The sequence below is a fragment of the Rossellomorea sp. NRS-1567 genome (assembly GCF_050467885.1).
GTDB classification, from domain to species: Bacteria; Bacillota; Bacilli; order Bacillales; family Bacillaceae_B; genus Rossellomorea; species Rossellomorea aquimaris_C.
In genome coordinates this window covers 107,555-121,976 of the sequence record NZ_JBITPL010000018.1, presented here as the reverse complement: position 1 = coordinate 121,976, position 14,422 = coordinate 107,555, and the positions used below count along the sequence as shown (strand labels likewise).

Annotated in this window: 14 protein-coding genes and 1 other RNA gene; 2 read left to right on the top strand and 13 right to left on the bottom strand. The window is 40.4% G+C overall.

Annotated features, from left to right (window positions below):
• Positions 1 to 123: 123 nt before the first annotated feature.
• The 9 genes from ACIFOD_RS14055 to ACIFOD_RS14015 form a co-directional block, all read right to left on the bottom strand.
• A complete protein-coding gene (locus ACIFOD_RS14055; RefSeq protein WP_430315157.1) occupies positions 124 to 2,049 on the bottom strand; it encodes an ATP-dependent DNA helicase in 1,926 nt (641 codons plus the stop codon).
• Between the two features lie 835 nt (positions 2,050 to 2,884).
• Positions 2,885 to 3,058, bottom strand: a complete 174-nt coding sequence (locus ACIFOD_RS14050; protein ID WP_430315156.1) for a hypothetical protein — start codon at positions 3,056 to 3,058, stop codon at positions 2,885 to 2,887.
• 96 nt (positions 3,059 to 3,154) lie between these two features.
• Positions 3,155 to 4,294: a THUMP domain-containing class I SAM-dependent RNA methyltransferase gene (locus ACIFOD_RS14045; protein WP_430315155.1), complete on the bottom strand. Its 1,140-nt coding sequence runs from the start codon at positions 4,292 to 4,294 to the stop codon at positions 3,155 to 3,157.
• Between the two features lie 152 nt (positions 4,295 to 4,446).
• Positions 4,447 to 4,831, bottom strand: an RNA gene (gene rnpB / locus ACIFOD_RS14040) — RNase P RNA component class B.
• Positions 4,832 to 4,891: 60 nt separating this feature from the next.
• Positions 4,892 to 5,200, bottom strand: a complete 309-nt coding sequence (gene gpsB / locus ACIFOD_RS14035; RefSeq protein ID WP_113970666.1) for a cell division regulator GpsB — start codon at positions 5,198 to 5,200, stop codon at positions 4,892 to 4,894.
• A gap of 114 nt (positions 5,201 to 5,314) precedes the next feature.
• Complete coding sequence (locus ACIFOD_RS14030) at positions 5,315 to 5,872, bottom strand: DUF1273 domain-containing protein (RefSeq protein ID WP_430315154.1); 558 nt, start codon at positions 5,870 to 5,872, stop codon at positions 5,315 to 5,317.
• Between the two features lie 258 nt (positions 5,873 to 6,130).
• Positions 6,131 to 6,469, bottom strand: a complete 339-nt coding sequence (locus tag ACIFOD_RS14025; protein ID WP_148969429.1) for a CotD family spore coat protein — start codon at positions 6,467 to 6,469, stop codon at positions 6,131 to 6,133.
• Between the two features lie 335 nt (positions 6,470 to 6,804).
• The gene (locus tag ACIFOD_RS14020) at positions 6,805 to 8,088 is read right to left on the bottom strand and encodes a ribonuclease H-like domain-containing protein (RefSeq protein WP_430315153.1); all 1,284 of its coding nucleotides are present in this window, start codon (positions 8,086 to 8,088) and stop codon (positions 6,805 to 6,807) included.
• A gap of 18 nt (positions 8,089 to 8,106) precedes the next feature.
• On the bottom strand, positions 8,107 to 10,344 hold the full coding sequence (locus ACIFOD_RS14015; RefSeq protein ID WP_430315294.1) for a DEAD/DEAH box helicase: 2,238 nt from the start codon (positions 10,342 to 10,344) through the stop codon (positions 8,107 to 8,109).
• A 260-nt stretch (positions 10,345 to 10,604) separates the two neighbouring features.
• Here ACIFOD_RS14015 and ACIFOD_RS14010 point away from each other — a divergent pair, with 260 nt between their 5' ends.
• Positions 10,605 to 11,048 carry an Hsp20/alpha crystallin family protein gene (locus tag ACIFOD_RS14010; protein WP_430315152.1) on the top strand — a complete coding sequence of 148 codons (444 nt, stop codon included), beginning with the start codon at positions 10,605 to 10,607 and terminating at the stop codon, positions 11,046 to 11,048.
• 62 nt (positions 11,049 to 11,110) lie between these two features.
• On the opposite strand, the gene ACIFOD_RS14005 is transcribed toward ACIFOD_RS14010, so the two are convergent.
• Positions 11,111 to 11,602 carry a YppG family protein gene (locus tag ACIFOD_RS14005; protein ID WP_430315151.1) on the bottom strand — a complete coding sequence of 164 codons (492 nt, stop codon included), beginning with the start codon at positions 11,600 to 11,602 and terminating at the stop codon, positions 11,111 to 11,113.
• A gap of 201 nt (positions 11,603 to 11,803) precedes the next feature.
• On the opposite strand from ACIFOD_RS14005, the gene yppF reads away from it, so the two are divergent.
• Positions 11,804 to 11,986, top strand: a complete 183-nt coding sequence (gene yppF / locus ACIFOD_RS14000; RefSeq protein WP_181778204.1) for a YppF family protein — start codon at positions 11,804 to 11,806, stop codon at positions 11,984 to 11,986.
• 28 nt (positions 11,987 to 12,014) lie between these two features.
• Here the strand turns inward: yppF and ACIFOD_RS13995 are convergent, their stop codons facing one another.
• The 3 genes from ACIFOD_RS13995 to ACIFOD_RS13985 form a co-directional block, all read right to left on the bottom strand.
• Entirely contained in the window at positions 12,015 to 12,371 is a 357-nt protein-coding gene (locus tag ACIFOD_RS13995) for a YppE family protein (RefSeq protein WP_430315150.1), read from the bottom strand.
• A 69-nt stretch (positions 12,372 to 12,440) separates the two neighbouring features.
• Positions 12,441 to 12,695: a hypothetical protein gene (locus ACIFOD_RS13990; protein WP_430315149.1), complete on the bottom strand. Its 255-nt coding sequence runs from the start codon at positions 12,693 to 12,695 to the stop codon at positions 12,441 to 12,443.
• A 607-nt stretch (positions 12,696 to 13,302) separates the two neighbouring features.
• Positions 13,303 to 14,340 carry a DUF2515 family protein gene (locus tag ACIFOD_RS13985; protein ID WP_430315148.1) on the bottom strand — a complete coding sequence of 346 codons (1,038 nt, stop codon included), beginning with the start codon at positions 14,338 to 14,340 and terminating at the stop codon, positions 13,303 to 13,305.
• Between the last annotated feature and the right edge of the window lie 82 nt (positions 14,341 to 14,422).

Below are 14,422 nucleotides of genomic sequence, written 5' to 3'. Positions count from 1 at the left end.
GCAACTTGGGTTAGAATGATTGATAGAGAGGCGCTTAGAGACTTCATATTAGTCGAAGTGGAGATGTCTCAGATTTAAAAGCCACAAAAAAACCGCCCAATTTCAGGCGGCTCTTTCAACACTTTATGAATTCAACACTTCAATTCCAACTGGTAATACGGATTCTACCAACTGTATATAAGCTGATTCATGACCAGTCACCAACACATGAACACTTCCTTTGTCCTCGCTCGTCCGAATCAAACGCCCGATTCCCTGTCTCAGTCGAAGGAGCATGTAGGGAATATCCACTTCTTCCACTGAGTTTTCAGCATGATTTCGTTTCGCATCAAACACAGGATCCTTAGGAGGGAATGGGAGTGAGTAGATAATGACTTGAGAAAGTGACTCTCCAGGCACGTCCAATCCTTCCCATAAATGATAGGAGCAAAGAACTGTAAAGGTTTCCTGCTGGAACTGCTGTACCGTTTCACTAATTTCTCTGTCCCCTTCATAAATCACATTCCAGTCCTGATTTCCCTGTTGCTTTTGATATTGTCTAAAAACATTCATTTCTTCCTTAGTGGAGAAGAGAATCAACGACTTCCCTTGATTTTTCTTCAACATGTCAAAGGCATACTGATTTTTAGAATCCCTACCTTCTTCTAATGAAGGAAGAAAAGCTTTCATCATATCTTCGTATTCATAAGGAGACTCTACCGAGAACTTTTCATATTTTTCAATCCCCAGCGATTGAGAAACATAAGAGAAGTCTCCATTATAGGAAAGAGTGGCAGAAGAAAAGATAAATGGGATATTTTGAGAAAATACTTGATCTCTCAAAATTTCTTCCACCAATCTTGGCATCACAACAAAGGTGTGCTCTTCTTCTGACGTTTCCAACCAATAGATTCCTTTTTCATCATCTATGAATAGTTTCAAGGAAAACTGAATCTGCTCAAGATACTCTTCCACTACCTTTAGCAAATAATCATCCATGACATACATTTCAGATTCAAAGACAAGCTCATTTAATAGATTTTCAATTTTCTCCGTTAGGGCTCTTCCTTGCTGTAATATAGCTTCAGAACGGGAAATGTATTGTCTCTCAGAACCAGTCTCTCCTTTGGATTCTTTCTCCAGAAGCTCGAACCACTTTTCATTATCCAGCATAATATCTTCAATGACATACAAGGTTTCTTCCCTCATATCAGACGCTGAAAGCTTCTCCAGTAATCCTTCAAGGGTCTCCATTCTCATGCGGTAAGTCATCGCTTTTTGAGAAGCAAATTCCAATAAGTGACCTTCATCAAATACAACAGAGCTCGCTTCCGGCAGAAGTGGCAGCTGCCCTTCCCGTTTGCGGGAGTCTTTCGTCCAAATATGTTCCATATAAAAGTCATGGGAACAGATGATTAAGTCTTCTGCCCCCCGGTAATGTTCACGATGAAGTGTAAGACCGCAACGATGGCGATAAGAACAAGACATACAGTCCTGAAGAGAATCCCAGCCAACTTGATTCCATTCTTCATCAGATAGATGAGCATATTCTTTTCTATCCCCATAATGACTAAAGCTTCTCATGGAAGAATTGTCGTGTACAAAACCTGGTAATTCCTCCCACATATGCTGGTAACCCTCGTTTTGGGGAATATTTTCTTCAAGTTTTTTTATACAGAGATATTGTTCTCTGGACTTTGCCAATCGAACATCTATATCAAGATCGAGTGCCTTCTCAAGCTTCTGGATGTCCCCTTCCTTTTTCACAATCTGCTCAATGAGCGTTTCATCCGCACACGCAATGATTGCCGGTTTGCCAGTATATCTGGCATACGATAAAGCATACAAAAGGTAAACAAGGGTTTTCCCAGTACCGACACCTGCTTCTGCAAACATAACCTGCTTATTTTTATAGGCTTGATTAAGCTGAAAGGCCATAAATACCTGTTCATCCCGTAAATCAAATCCCTTTTCAGGCAATAGATCATAAAACACGTCACCGACCCAGTCGGATAATGCTTCATAAAATGATTGCTCCTTGGTTAATTCAAATGGTAATTTTCTTCTCATGAGGACCTCCTGCGTTACACAATATTTCTAATTTACTAGAATTCTTTCTTATTGAAAAGGGATAACCGTAATTTATTTAATTGAAGGCTTTAACAATGGCTCTTTTCGCAATAATTGTTGTTTTCAAGAATAGAATCTGCCAGGGCTCTGTCAACCGGTTTATGCTTGATGGTGAGGGGAACTGCTCCGCTTTCCGCGGACGTTCGGCCAAGCCTCCTCAGCTTAGCCGAACGGGGTCTCGGCACGCCCGTACTTCCGCAGGAGTCTGCGCAGTTCCCCTCACCATCTTTAACAGAATTTTCATGACAGAGCTTCAAGGTGTGCAAGAACACAATGTAACTAGAAAAAAATAATTCCTCTTTCTTAAAAGGAAAATCAATTTCTACTTACCTTAAATGAGATTGTTTGATAAAATTCTTGTTTTTATTGTATTCCATTGAGGATACATGCTCAGAAAGTTGATTGGAGCGGAAGGATGCTCGACTCCTGCGGGAATAGCTGGACAGTCCGAAAAGCGGAGGGGCTTTGCTCAGGGGCGACAAGCATAAGCCAAGTCTGCCGGAAAGGCGCTCTTTGCCTTTTTGGCAGACTTGGCTTATGACCTCGAGCCCCTAAGCCCCGTAGCTGGACAGGTGAGACCCCGGAGGCGCAGCCGAGGAGGCTCACCGCCAGCCCCGCGGAAAGCGAGCATCCTGGAGCGGAAATCAACTATTACTTTCTCCTCTTCAATAGCAACAAACTATACGAAAAGAGCCTAAACAAAAGAAAAGAGACGCTCCATACAGGGGTAGATCTACCACTTGTATGGATGTCCCTAGTCTCCTTCAGAATACACTCAGTCGTATATTCTCTTTTTCCTTAACCATTCATATTGAAAAGCCTGATCAAGGTTTTTCGTTGCTTCTTCCAAGCCTGCTTGGATGGCTCCTCCTTCTTCTCCTGAAAGGGAAGAAATAGAGCTTTGCAACGCCTGATAGATTTTGTGGTAATCGATGTAGGAATGGTCCATCCTCTTTCACTCCTCTAAAAATGATAGAACTATTATACGCAGGAAGTGAAAGGGATATTCTGAACTTCTATTCTTTTTTTCGTGAACTTGAAATGATTACCCTTTTCTCGGCGGACGCGGGCCAAAGTATTGATAGAAATCTGTTCGAATAAATCCGTTAAACAATTTACGTTTTTTCGTAGCTTGTTTACCGTATACTTGTTCAAAGTTTTCATGGGAAGTCATCATGTAAACAGACCAAGTATCCAGCTTCTCGAAAGCTTTCCCCATTTCCTGGTACATTCTCTCCACATCTTTTCTTTCTCCTAAACGTTCACCATAAGGAGGATTTCCGACGATGATGCCGTATTCCAATTCTGAAGTGAAGTCTCTTACTTGCATTTGTTTAAATTTCACCAAGTCTCCAAGTCCCGCTTCCATTGCATTCTCTTTGGAAACTTCGATCATTCGGTGATCGATGTCCGTACCGAGTATTTCAAGAGGCTGATCGTAGTTAGCCAAATCCTCTGCTTCCATACGTGTTTTCTCCCAGACCTCAGTAGGCATCAGTGGCCAGTTTTCTGACAAAAACTCACGATTGAATCCTGGAGCAATATTTTGCCCGATTAAAGCCGCTTCAATCGGAATGGTTCCAGACCCGCAAAATGGATCTACAAAAGGTCGGTCAGGGTTCCATGTGGTTAATTGGATCAGGGCCGCTGCCAGGGTTTCCTTTAAAGGGGCCTCACCTTGTCCGATTCGATATCCCCTCTTATGAAGACCTTGTCCACTGGTATCCAGGGTGATGCTTGCTACGTCTTTATGGATCGCCACCTCGATTTTAAACAAAGGACCCGTTTCGTCAAGCCACGATGTACGTTTGTATGCTGTACGTAAACGTTCAACGATTGCTTTTTTTACAATCGCCTGGCAATCAGGTACACTGTATAGCTTTGATTTGACGGATTTCCCCTGAACGGGAAATTCTGCGTCTACTGGAAGGAAGTTTTCCCAAGGCAGCTTCTTTGTATTTTCAAAAAGTTCATCAAAGGAGTACGCTTTAAAGTCTCCAACGAGTATCTTAATCCTGTCAGCGGTTCTTAGCCACATATTGGCTCGCGCAATAGCCGTTTCATCCCCTTTGAAGATGACTTTTCCGTTATCCACCCGACATTCGTATCCCAATTCTTTCACTTCTTTTGCAACAATTGCTTCTAAGCCCATCGCTGCCGTTGCAATTAATGTATATGTACTCATAATTGTCACCCCGTCGTTAAGTATCTTTATTTCAATAGTATAGTCTTGTTTCCTTAAATATAAAAAGGACTGATACAAAAGAGCAGTGTATTACCTGCATGTATCAGTCACTTGCATTATTTAATCCTTATTGCTCTTATCCCGTAATAGTGTTCTGTAAGCCATGTTTTGTTCCGTTGTACTACAAACGACTCTTCGTCTCGTACTCGGGTGGTAATCATCTATCTACAAAGGAAGCTCCTTTGTCCCTCTCTTCGTTCGTTTCCTCTGAGAGGATTCCCCTACCTAATTTGGGTTTCTCGCTCGTGGGGTTTACCTCGTTCCACTCCTGCCATTTCTAACAGGACTTCGTCACTGTGGCACTTTCAAGGTAGTCACACCATATCCAAAGGACTTAGGTGTTTTCCCTGCCGTCAACTCAAAACTTGAGATGCCCTAGCTTATGAATTGGCTAGGCACGATCACTACGTGCATCTCAGCACCGTGCGAGCATGGACTTTCCTCTACAACTTAACGTTGCAGCGATTACCCGAACACCATTAAGGATCAGCAATAACTAATTATACTGTAGTTCTTCCAAGTATTCAACTGGAAATATCAGTCATACAATTTGTTTCCAAATACATGTTTCTCTAAATTAGACAAGCGTTTAAGAATATCGAAATTCGTTGTGCCTGTTTGTTGAGCCGGAGCAGCGGAGCGTTGTTTACTTGCTCCCTCAACTTGTTTCTTCAATCGCAGGTTCTCTTGTTGCAGATCTTCTATTTCTTGATGGAAGGTTTCATAATCTTTAATAATCAAATCTAAAAATTTATCCACGTCTTCTGGTTTATATCCACGCATACCACTTTTGAATTCTTTTTCCAGGATATCCTTGGCGGTTAATTTCACTTTATCTGAGATCATTATATTCACCTCTATATTTATGACTATCATTTTTTCAAATAACCATCAGTTTGTCAATTATAATTGTTTTCGGGCTATACAATTCCCGAAGTGTTAATGAGTAATAAACATCCTCTACTCATTCTTCCACTGCTCTTCTTCTACGACCCATTGCAGATCATGGAAGGTGATCGCCCTTATTTCAAAGGAAGGGTCAGTTTCTTTCTTCTTCTTCGCTTCTTGATAGAAGTACCTGGGTGAGCCTTCTTTTTCTTCATCGTACAGTATCACTAACGCTTGGCTTTTTTGCAAGAATAACTGATTTTTGTTTCGAAATTGCTGTGGACTCTTGTAAGGTTCTTTTGAGATTGACTCGACAAAATCAGCTTGAGAAAGAATGAGTTCATAGTACTCTTTATTTGGATCGTTCCAATTTTCTTCCTGAGAAAGAAAAGGAGTTAATATAGCCAGTTTAAGATCAGGGTAATCTTCCTGAAGCTCAAACACCACTTCTGCTCCCCAAAGCTCAACCCCAAGTTGCCCACTAATGAGTACCCATTCTAATTCTTCATCCAAAAGGGAAACTAATTCTTTCTTTAGAGCCTGCTTTATGTAGTGAATTGCTTTGTCATCTTGCTTAAAAACTCCCAGTTCAAAGGATTTATATCCGGTTATGCACGCAACATTACTCAAATGCAAAACTCCTTCATTAAACTTTCAGGACAGACAAGTTCTCTTTAAAGCTTAGTGTGTCCCAATCCTTTACACTCTATTGTAACATATTTTACGAATTACGAGGTCAATATCCCGATATATCATATAATATTTACCATCATAAAGAAGAGATGACTCTAATAGGCATTAGTCACTTTTGCAGAGCGACACAGTGTATCGCTCTGCAATTGAAACTAACCTCTTAGAGGCATCCCTCGGAAGTCTTCACTCAGAAAATCATCGTCCCATACCGTATGGTCCGAATGGTGGTCTTGGACGCGGTCCGGGTCCGAATCCTGGGCCAAACCCCGGTCCTCCTGGGCCTCCAGGGCCTTGAGGTCCTCCTGGTCCACCCGGTCCACCGCCACAATTAAAATGTTGGTGTGAAACACTGTCTACTTGTGATTGTGTCTGTGGGAAATAATGTTTATGTTGATACATAACATTATTTACATTTGTCGTGTGAGTAGGGTGGATGTGTGGCACCTCATAAGTGTTGCATGACTGATTCACACAACATTTAGTTGGGTGCATGACTGCAGGAAGTACTTGATTAGGTCTTGGTCTTTTATACATAGAAACGCTCTCCTTTCATCTCTTAGTTGTTACACTAATAGCCTATGAAACGAAGAGGGTACATGTACTAATGCAAATACCTATTTTTAGGAAAACATTTTGCAGGCTTACATAAAGCTATATAAACTTTCCGGATAATTGGTAAAAACAAAAGCTGTTAAACCAATGACGACAAAGAACAAAATTAAAATCGCTCGGTTCATTTTCATCATCCCATCTAAATATTAAATATTTTCAACACAATTAACTATTTTACATCTACTTTTGAAAATTCTCAATATAAAAATAAGGAGTTTGAACCACTTTTTTAGTATAATTTATAAAAATTTGTGTATCTAGGATGGATGGTCTGTATTCTTATTCAATTTTCTTGTTAACCGGCTCATTCGATGATGAAGTTTCCCTATAAAGTCCTCGTGCTTTTGGCTGTTTGCTTCCGTAGATTCATTCAGCAGTGATTCGAGTTGCTCACATCTTTCAAATGCTAACTGGAAATTCTTCGTTTTGTGCTCATACAATTTAGCCAGTTCCAACAATACGACTTTTCTAATGGAAATAGGGGCTTCTTTCCACATTCGTTCCCATAACTCTATCGCCTTCCACTCTTCTTTGTCTTTTTTGTATTGAAGAGCGAGGAGGTGCATCGCCTCATAGTTTGTCCTGTCATCCTCCCTGATAATCTCTTGGTAACGTTCTTTTGCAATCTCTCTGTTACCCGTGTATTCAAGCCATCTCCCGACCTCGAACCGCTCTTGGTCAGGGGCTTTCTTATGGACATTCAACAGTTGAAACGTTAAATGCGTATAGAGAGTGATCAATGACAATATATCCAGCTCATTATGGGTCATAACCTTGAATATACCTTCCGGATCCTTACGCTCGATATAATCAAAATAAATCATAGGGGCTAAATATCCCGGAACATCGTCTACTCTATTAAATCCAAGTATCTTTCGCTCTACGTTTACTAATTTTACAGACTCTAACTTGTGCTTGAAGAGTCTTCTGGATCCGTGATAAAGGTCAAAATGTCCAAATGCAGGCAATTTTGGAACATGATCCTTAATGAGTGTATGCCTTGTCTTTACCTGTGGCCAATCAAACGCTTTTCCGTTATATGTCACGAGTGTGTTATAATCCACATGGCTTAAAAAGCTGTGATAGAGAGGTATTTCACTTCCCGGTTGTGGCAAAAAATGCTGGGTCACTATCACTTCTGTTTCTGTCACCCTCCCATGCCCTAATAAGAAGATTGTATTTCCAACCCCCCCACCTAAACCGGTCGTTTCCGTATCAAAGAAAAACATTTGTTCATGAGTAAGCCCTTTAGAAGACAAGGGATGAACACCTGCAAAGTCTTGCCAAGCATCCACCGCCCTAATAAAATCTTTAAACGTGTAGTCCCCATGCCGATGATCGATTGGATATCGCTTCTCTCTCACCAGACAAAAATCACCGTCAATATCGTACACAGTGGCACCATTTTGTTTCCATAAATCAAGAAATGGCAAGTCTGCCGCTTCCTGCTCTAAAATGGGAGGCTGACTTTTCTTCTCTTCAGCGTCCTCTTCTTTAATAAGATGTTTCTTCATTCTGGATAATTTATTTTTAAGTGACATTTTGATTCCCTCCTTCTATTATTGAAGGAAAAGATGAAGAAGCTTTAATGTATCCACTTTGGCTGTGTCCAGTGAATGATCCGTTCCAATACATGATGGACAACCAGCTTTACACGGACATCGCTCAATCATAGCAGATGTCTCAAGGAGTATTTTCTCCATCTGTTCATACACCTTTTCACTTAACCCGATTCCCCCAGGGTACCGATCGTAGATAAAGATTGTAGGCTGTTCATTGTGTGCAGCTTTTATTTGTGGCACGACGAAAATATCACTTGGGTCACACATCACAAATAAAGGAATAATCGATTTTAAGCTCTGTGCCGCCCCAATGAGACCTTCTTCCAAACGCTCCTGACTAAATGAAGCAGCGTCTTTTAAAGAAATCCAGCTTGAGCTCGTATGGAGTTCTTCTTCAGGAAGATGGATGGGTCCTGATCCAATATTTTCGTGGGTATCAAATTTAATTTTCTTAAAAATCGTTGCCATTGCTTGAACAGTTACGTCCCCATAAGCTACGTCATACCTTTCCCCGGTGCGAATCTTGTCTGTTTCGAGTACTCTTAATTGTACAGCCAGATTGGCATCGGTGAAATAATCCACGTCCACTTCCCGTACATACGCTTTCTTTTCTTCCCAATCCAGTTCCTCTACTTGGAATTGAACTCCTTGATGTAAATAAATCGCTTCATCATGCAATAAGGTCATAGCTGAGAAACGATCCATCTCCCCTATAACTTTCACGGCTGAGATGTCGGTTTGGTCAATGATGATGACATTTTCCTGGGAAGCTGAGCGAAGGCTGATGTTATGTGCAGGAAACACATCATTCATCCAATACCATTTTTCACCGTTCTTATGAACCACCCGCTCTTCTACTAAAAATTCTAAAATATCATCAATGTCGTGCCTGCCAAATTGTTCCCCTTCCTTAAAGGGAAGCTCATAAGCAGCGCACTTGATATGATCAATGAGAATAATCAAATTATCAGGGTTGATTCTCGCCGTTTCAGGCGTTTGCTCAAAGAAATAATCCGGATGCTCAATGATGAACTGATCTAATGGGCTAGAGCTTGCCACCATGATGACCAGAGATTCCCCATGTCTTCTGCCGGCTCTTCCGGCTTGCTGCCAAGCACTTGCGATCGTCCCGGGATAGCCGGTCATGATGCACACTTGTAATTGACCGATATCCACCCCTAATTCAAGGGCGTTCGTGCTGACAACTCCGTAGATTTCACCAGATCGCAAGCCTTTTTCAATCTCCCGGCGTTGAGTTGGCAGATATCCTCCCCTGTACCCTCTGATTGATTTCGTTCCTAATTGACTCTTCACCAATTCTTGTAAGTAGGTAAGGATAATTTCCACCCTTACCCTGCTTCTGGCGAATATGATCGTTTGCACCTTATTCTTCAATAACTCACCAGCAATTCTCCTGACCTCGAGGGTCGCACTCCTGCGTATATTCAACGGTTTGTTTACAACAGGGGGATTGTAGAATACGAAATGCTTTTTGGCACTTGGTGCACCGTTATTATCTATCAAATTCATTTCATTACCTGTTAAATGCTCTGCCAGCTCTTTCGGGTTTGCAATCGTTGCCGATGTACAGATGAAAATGGGAGAAGCTCCATAAAACTCGCAAATCCGTTTCAATCTCCTAACCACATTGCTTACATGGGAACCAAAGACTCCCCTATATATATGAAGTTCATCGATTATTACGTATTTAAGATTCTCAAATAGAGACACCCACTTTGTATGATGAGGAAGGATGGCTGAGTGGAGCATATCTGGATTCGTTATGACGATATGCCCAGCTTTCCTTACTTTTTGCCGGATATTGGCGGAGGTATCTCCATCATATGTATAGCTATTAATAGAAGCTTCTGCTTCTGAGATGATTTCGTTCAACTCACTTTTCTGATCTTGTGCGAGAGCTTTGGTTGGAAAAATATATAACGCCCGTGCATCCGGGTTGTCCATGATTGATTGTAATACGGGAAGATTATAACAAAGAGTCTTTCCCGAGGCTGTTGGAGTTACCGCGGTAAAGCTCTTTCCTTGCATTGCCAGCTGAAAAGCGGAATGTTGATGGGTATAAAGCTTTTCGATGCCTCGTTTTTGCAGTGCATTTTTTATTTTTTCATTTATCTCCAGTGGCATATCTACCAATTGAGCAGGTTTTTCATCTATGGTATGCCAGTGAACAATCTGTTTATTGAAATCATCGTCTTTTTTAAAATGTTCTATCAACTGCTGAAGATTGTTTTTCTTAAACACAGGTATCACCTCTTCTATTCATTTTACCGAATCTATGTTCGAAACTAAAGAAAAAAAACCAGGTTATCTTTTCCACAATTAACTAATTAGAATGTAAAGGAGCTTATATGGGAAGACTTTGATTCTTTGCTCTTGTTCATGAACCGGCTTATATGGCGGTATAGGACAAATGCACATTTTCAGCAAGCGTTCATACACTAGTATGAATACTTTTGCGTGAGAGGAGAATACCCATGTCGAACGAGAAAAAAGGTTTTGGTGACCTGATGCATTCCATGAACGAGTTTTTTCATGAAAGACCTATGAAAGGAATGCTTCAAAGCATTGATGAATTTTTCACATCATCTTCTAACCCATTTGGTTCTTTCCCGGTCGAGTTAACTGAAACAGACAATTATTACATCGTGACTGCACAACTACCTGGTATTAAAAAAGAGCAGATTCATCTTGATGTGTTCCCTCAGTACATTACGATTTCTGTGACCAATAAAGAAGAGTTCTCCGAGGAAAATGATCAAAATCAAATGATCAGAAGAAAGCAATCCATGAAAAAAAGCAGCAGGACCATTCCATTTCCAGGGGTGGTTAATGAAAAGAATGTGAAAGCTTCTCATAAAGATGGATTGCTGACTGTCAAGGTAGACAAAGAATCCGGTAAACGAATACCTATAGAATAGAATAAGTTTCCTATTACCATTTGATAAAGGAGCTGCCGAGTCGGCAGCCCCTTTTTATCATTCTATAGTTTAAATATCCCACCCAAGCCTTTTACCAAAGAGGAGACTTGATTAATTGCCCCCATCATTTGTCCTGTCGTATTCATCATTTTATTAAAATCTAAAGATCCATCCTGTGACTTGAATGAATTCATGATCGAACTTACTCCTCCAGACTGAGGTTTAGCCATGAACGAGGCTTTCGGATATGGATTTGCATAAGCCTGTTGCTCCATTGCTTTCATTTGGTACGGATTGTATTCTTTCTGCTGTAAAGGATTTTCAAAATATGGATTCATTTGCTGCTGGTTCATCTGTTGATATTGGTTCATTTGAAACCCGGGTGCAGGATATTGGGCTTCTGGTTGAGGATAATAATGAGGTTGGAAAGCTCCATATTCTGGAGGTCGCATACCCTGTCCTTGATAGTTCATCCCTGTGCCCATATACGTTGATTGCGAATGATAACTTGGATGATAGTTACGCATCTGTCTCGAATGAAGTAAAGAATTCATACTTAGCCCCCTTACTTTATAATGGTTACTATACTTTATGTTTTAACTGGATAAATGGTGAAAGAACCCATAAAGATATTTCGACAAACACAAGAAGAATGTCGGAAGTTACACTATTCTTACAACTTAAAGAAAGGGTTTTCTATGATAGGATAAATGTAGATGCAACGCAATGAAATATAAGTATTGGGAGGAATTAAGGTGAACCTGAGTGAACTACTGAAGAGATACGAAAGTAGTAAACATTATCAAGCAACGGATCAACAAGAACTTCTTACAATGGCCAAAAAACTTTATATTTCTAATGAGATTTCACTGCATCATTATAAAGAGCTAGCGAAGCAAATCAATACAGTAGAAGAAAAAGCAATTTCAACTCCATAATGTAAAGAGGCTGCCGGTCGGCAGCCTCTTATTTTTCATTCAATTCATCCAACTGGGTTTGCAGTACATATGAGACAGATTGATAATGACTGATAAACCGGTTGTAACTGGACTCTGGAAAGAAACAGTGAACCGATAGCATCTCAATATTGTCGAATGTGTTTAAAATTTGAGGGAAATGAACGTGTTTTGGCCTTTGTTCCTTGATCCAAATCAAGGACAATTCTTTCCACGCATCATTCGCCGCTTTTACTTTATCTGCAAAAGGTTTCACTTCTGTGTAAAAGTCTCCTTTTTCACTTGACTCACGTCTGCCTTTATATTCTTTCATCATCTGCTCAGCAAGGATGAGCAGTTCCCCCGTTACTTGCTTCAACTCTTTCAAAAAAAGCCCTCCGTAAAAATGTAGACAAAAATAAAAAGTAGCACAACGCTACTTTCTTATAAATTCAGTTTAAGACGTCTTATAAGATAATTCAAGTTTTTGTAAGACAAAGGACTTTTCTCTATTTTTCATAAGAACGGTTTTAGACTCCGCATGTCTCTCCACTGAGCTCAACTTAATGTCGATTTTCTGTATCTGGTTCGTTAACGAATTCATTCCTTCTTGTTCTTCAACTGAGATTCGATCATGCAGACTTTGTTCTAATTGATTCAAACTTTCTTCAATTTCAGCTAGTTTCAACATAATATCTTGTTTTGGAAGCATTGTGAATCCTCCCACCTTTTTTTTGGATTAATACTGTAATTCTCTTTTTATGAACCGTTCCCTTCCCCCCTGACAAAACTAGAAGCGTTTCGCCAAAGAAAGTGTTAAATGGACATGAGGTTAATTATGTTTCGACACTTACTGAATAAATAAGGCGTTAACTAGAAAATAATATAGGTGGAGGTGTTACCCAATGAAAAATCAAAAAAACAAACAAAACAAACAGCAAACTACAAATTCAGCCCAAACCAAAGCCTCAAAAGGCAACCCTAAGCTACAAGGCGAAAACCGTCCTTCTACCTAAAAAAGCGGAGGCGGCTCGTTCAGACCCGACAAGCATAAGACGAACCACCCGGAAAGGCGCTCTTTGCCTTTTTGGGTGGTTTACTTATGACCTCGAGGGTCTAGCCGCCGTAGCTGGACTAATAAGAAAGCGGAAGGGCTTTGCACAGAGGCGACAAGCATAAGGCGAGAACACCGGAAAGGCGCTCTTTGCCTTTTTGGGTGGTTTGACTTATGACCTCGAGGGTCTAGCCGCCGTAGCTGGACTAAAAAAAGCGGAGGCGGCTAGACCCGACAAGCATGACAAAAGGAGACCAGCACTACTTTAGGGTGTTGGTCTCTTCTTCTTTCTATCCCTCTTCCAGATCTTTTTTAACCCATCTTTTACATTTGCCACCTTCTCGAGCTGCCTTTGCTTATGAAAAAACCATTTTGTTAATTCGATTCCATGAGGGAGTCTCTGCTCTTTGTACCAATCCTTATTCATTTTCTTATTAATCGACCAGTCCGTATGAGTCTTCCAATGATGTGGAACCTCGTCATAAACTTCATGGAGCATTGGTGTACTTGTTTGGAGGACTCCTTTACAGAACTGTTCGTAGTCTCTTCTGGATCCTGTATGCTCTACTTGTAAAGAAAAGTTCAAAAAGGAGGAATGATGATCAGGATGAAATAAAATCGCAAATAATTTATTTCCTAAAAGAATTCTGTTTTCTATTTTTCTGAAGCCATGGACACTCGCTCCTAAAAGTTCCCCCTCTAATGTCGGAAATAGAACGGAGCTGAAATGAAGATGATCTTCAATAAAGAATAGGGTTGAACCAAACACCCTTTTCTTAAATACCTCATGTTCAATGACCGGTCCTTGAATGAGGTGCTGCTCATTTATTATTAGAGAATGAACCAATCTATGATCATCTCTCTCCACCCAATAACGATTCCACTCCTTTTCCATGAAGCTTGAAATATGAAATTCTTTAAACAAATGAAACATTTTCTTCTTATACCTCGTCGAATAATGATATAGAAGGAGTTGAGGAAAGGCATCCTGAAAAATGCTCCAGTTAGCTCTTTCATACGTCATGAATAGATCATCGCGGGTAGCCGGATGTAAAAGGCGGGTGAAGATTTCACCTTTCAGATCGGTCATATTCCAGCCGGCATTCCTTGATACCATCGAAGCCAGGAAAGACCATTTTATTTCAGGATGAAGAAGGAAGAATTTTTGATAAGCCATCGTTCTTGATATATTATCTTGATTATGCAGATTCACTAGTTGCTTGATTTCATGAATCCACTCATTTGTACGTTTAGGTTCAGGTATATAGGGTAAAAAGCGATAAGTATTGCTCATTTCATCCATCCTTATTATCCCCCTCTCTCCTATAGCCATAGATTGAGGAGATTTGTAAACAATTATTCACACAAATTGGAGTGGTTTCTGT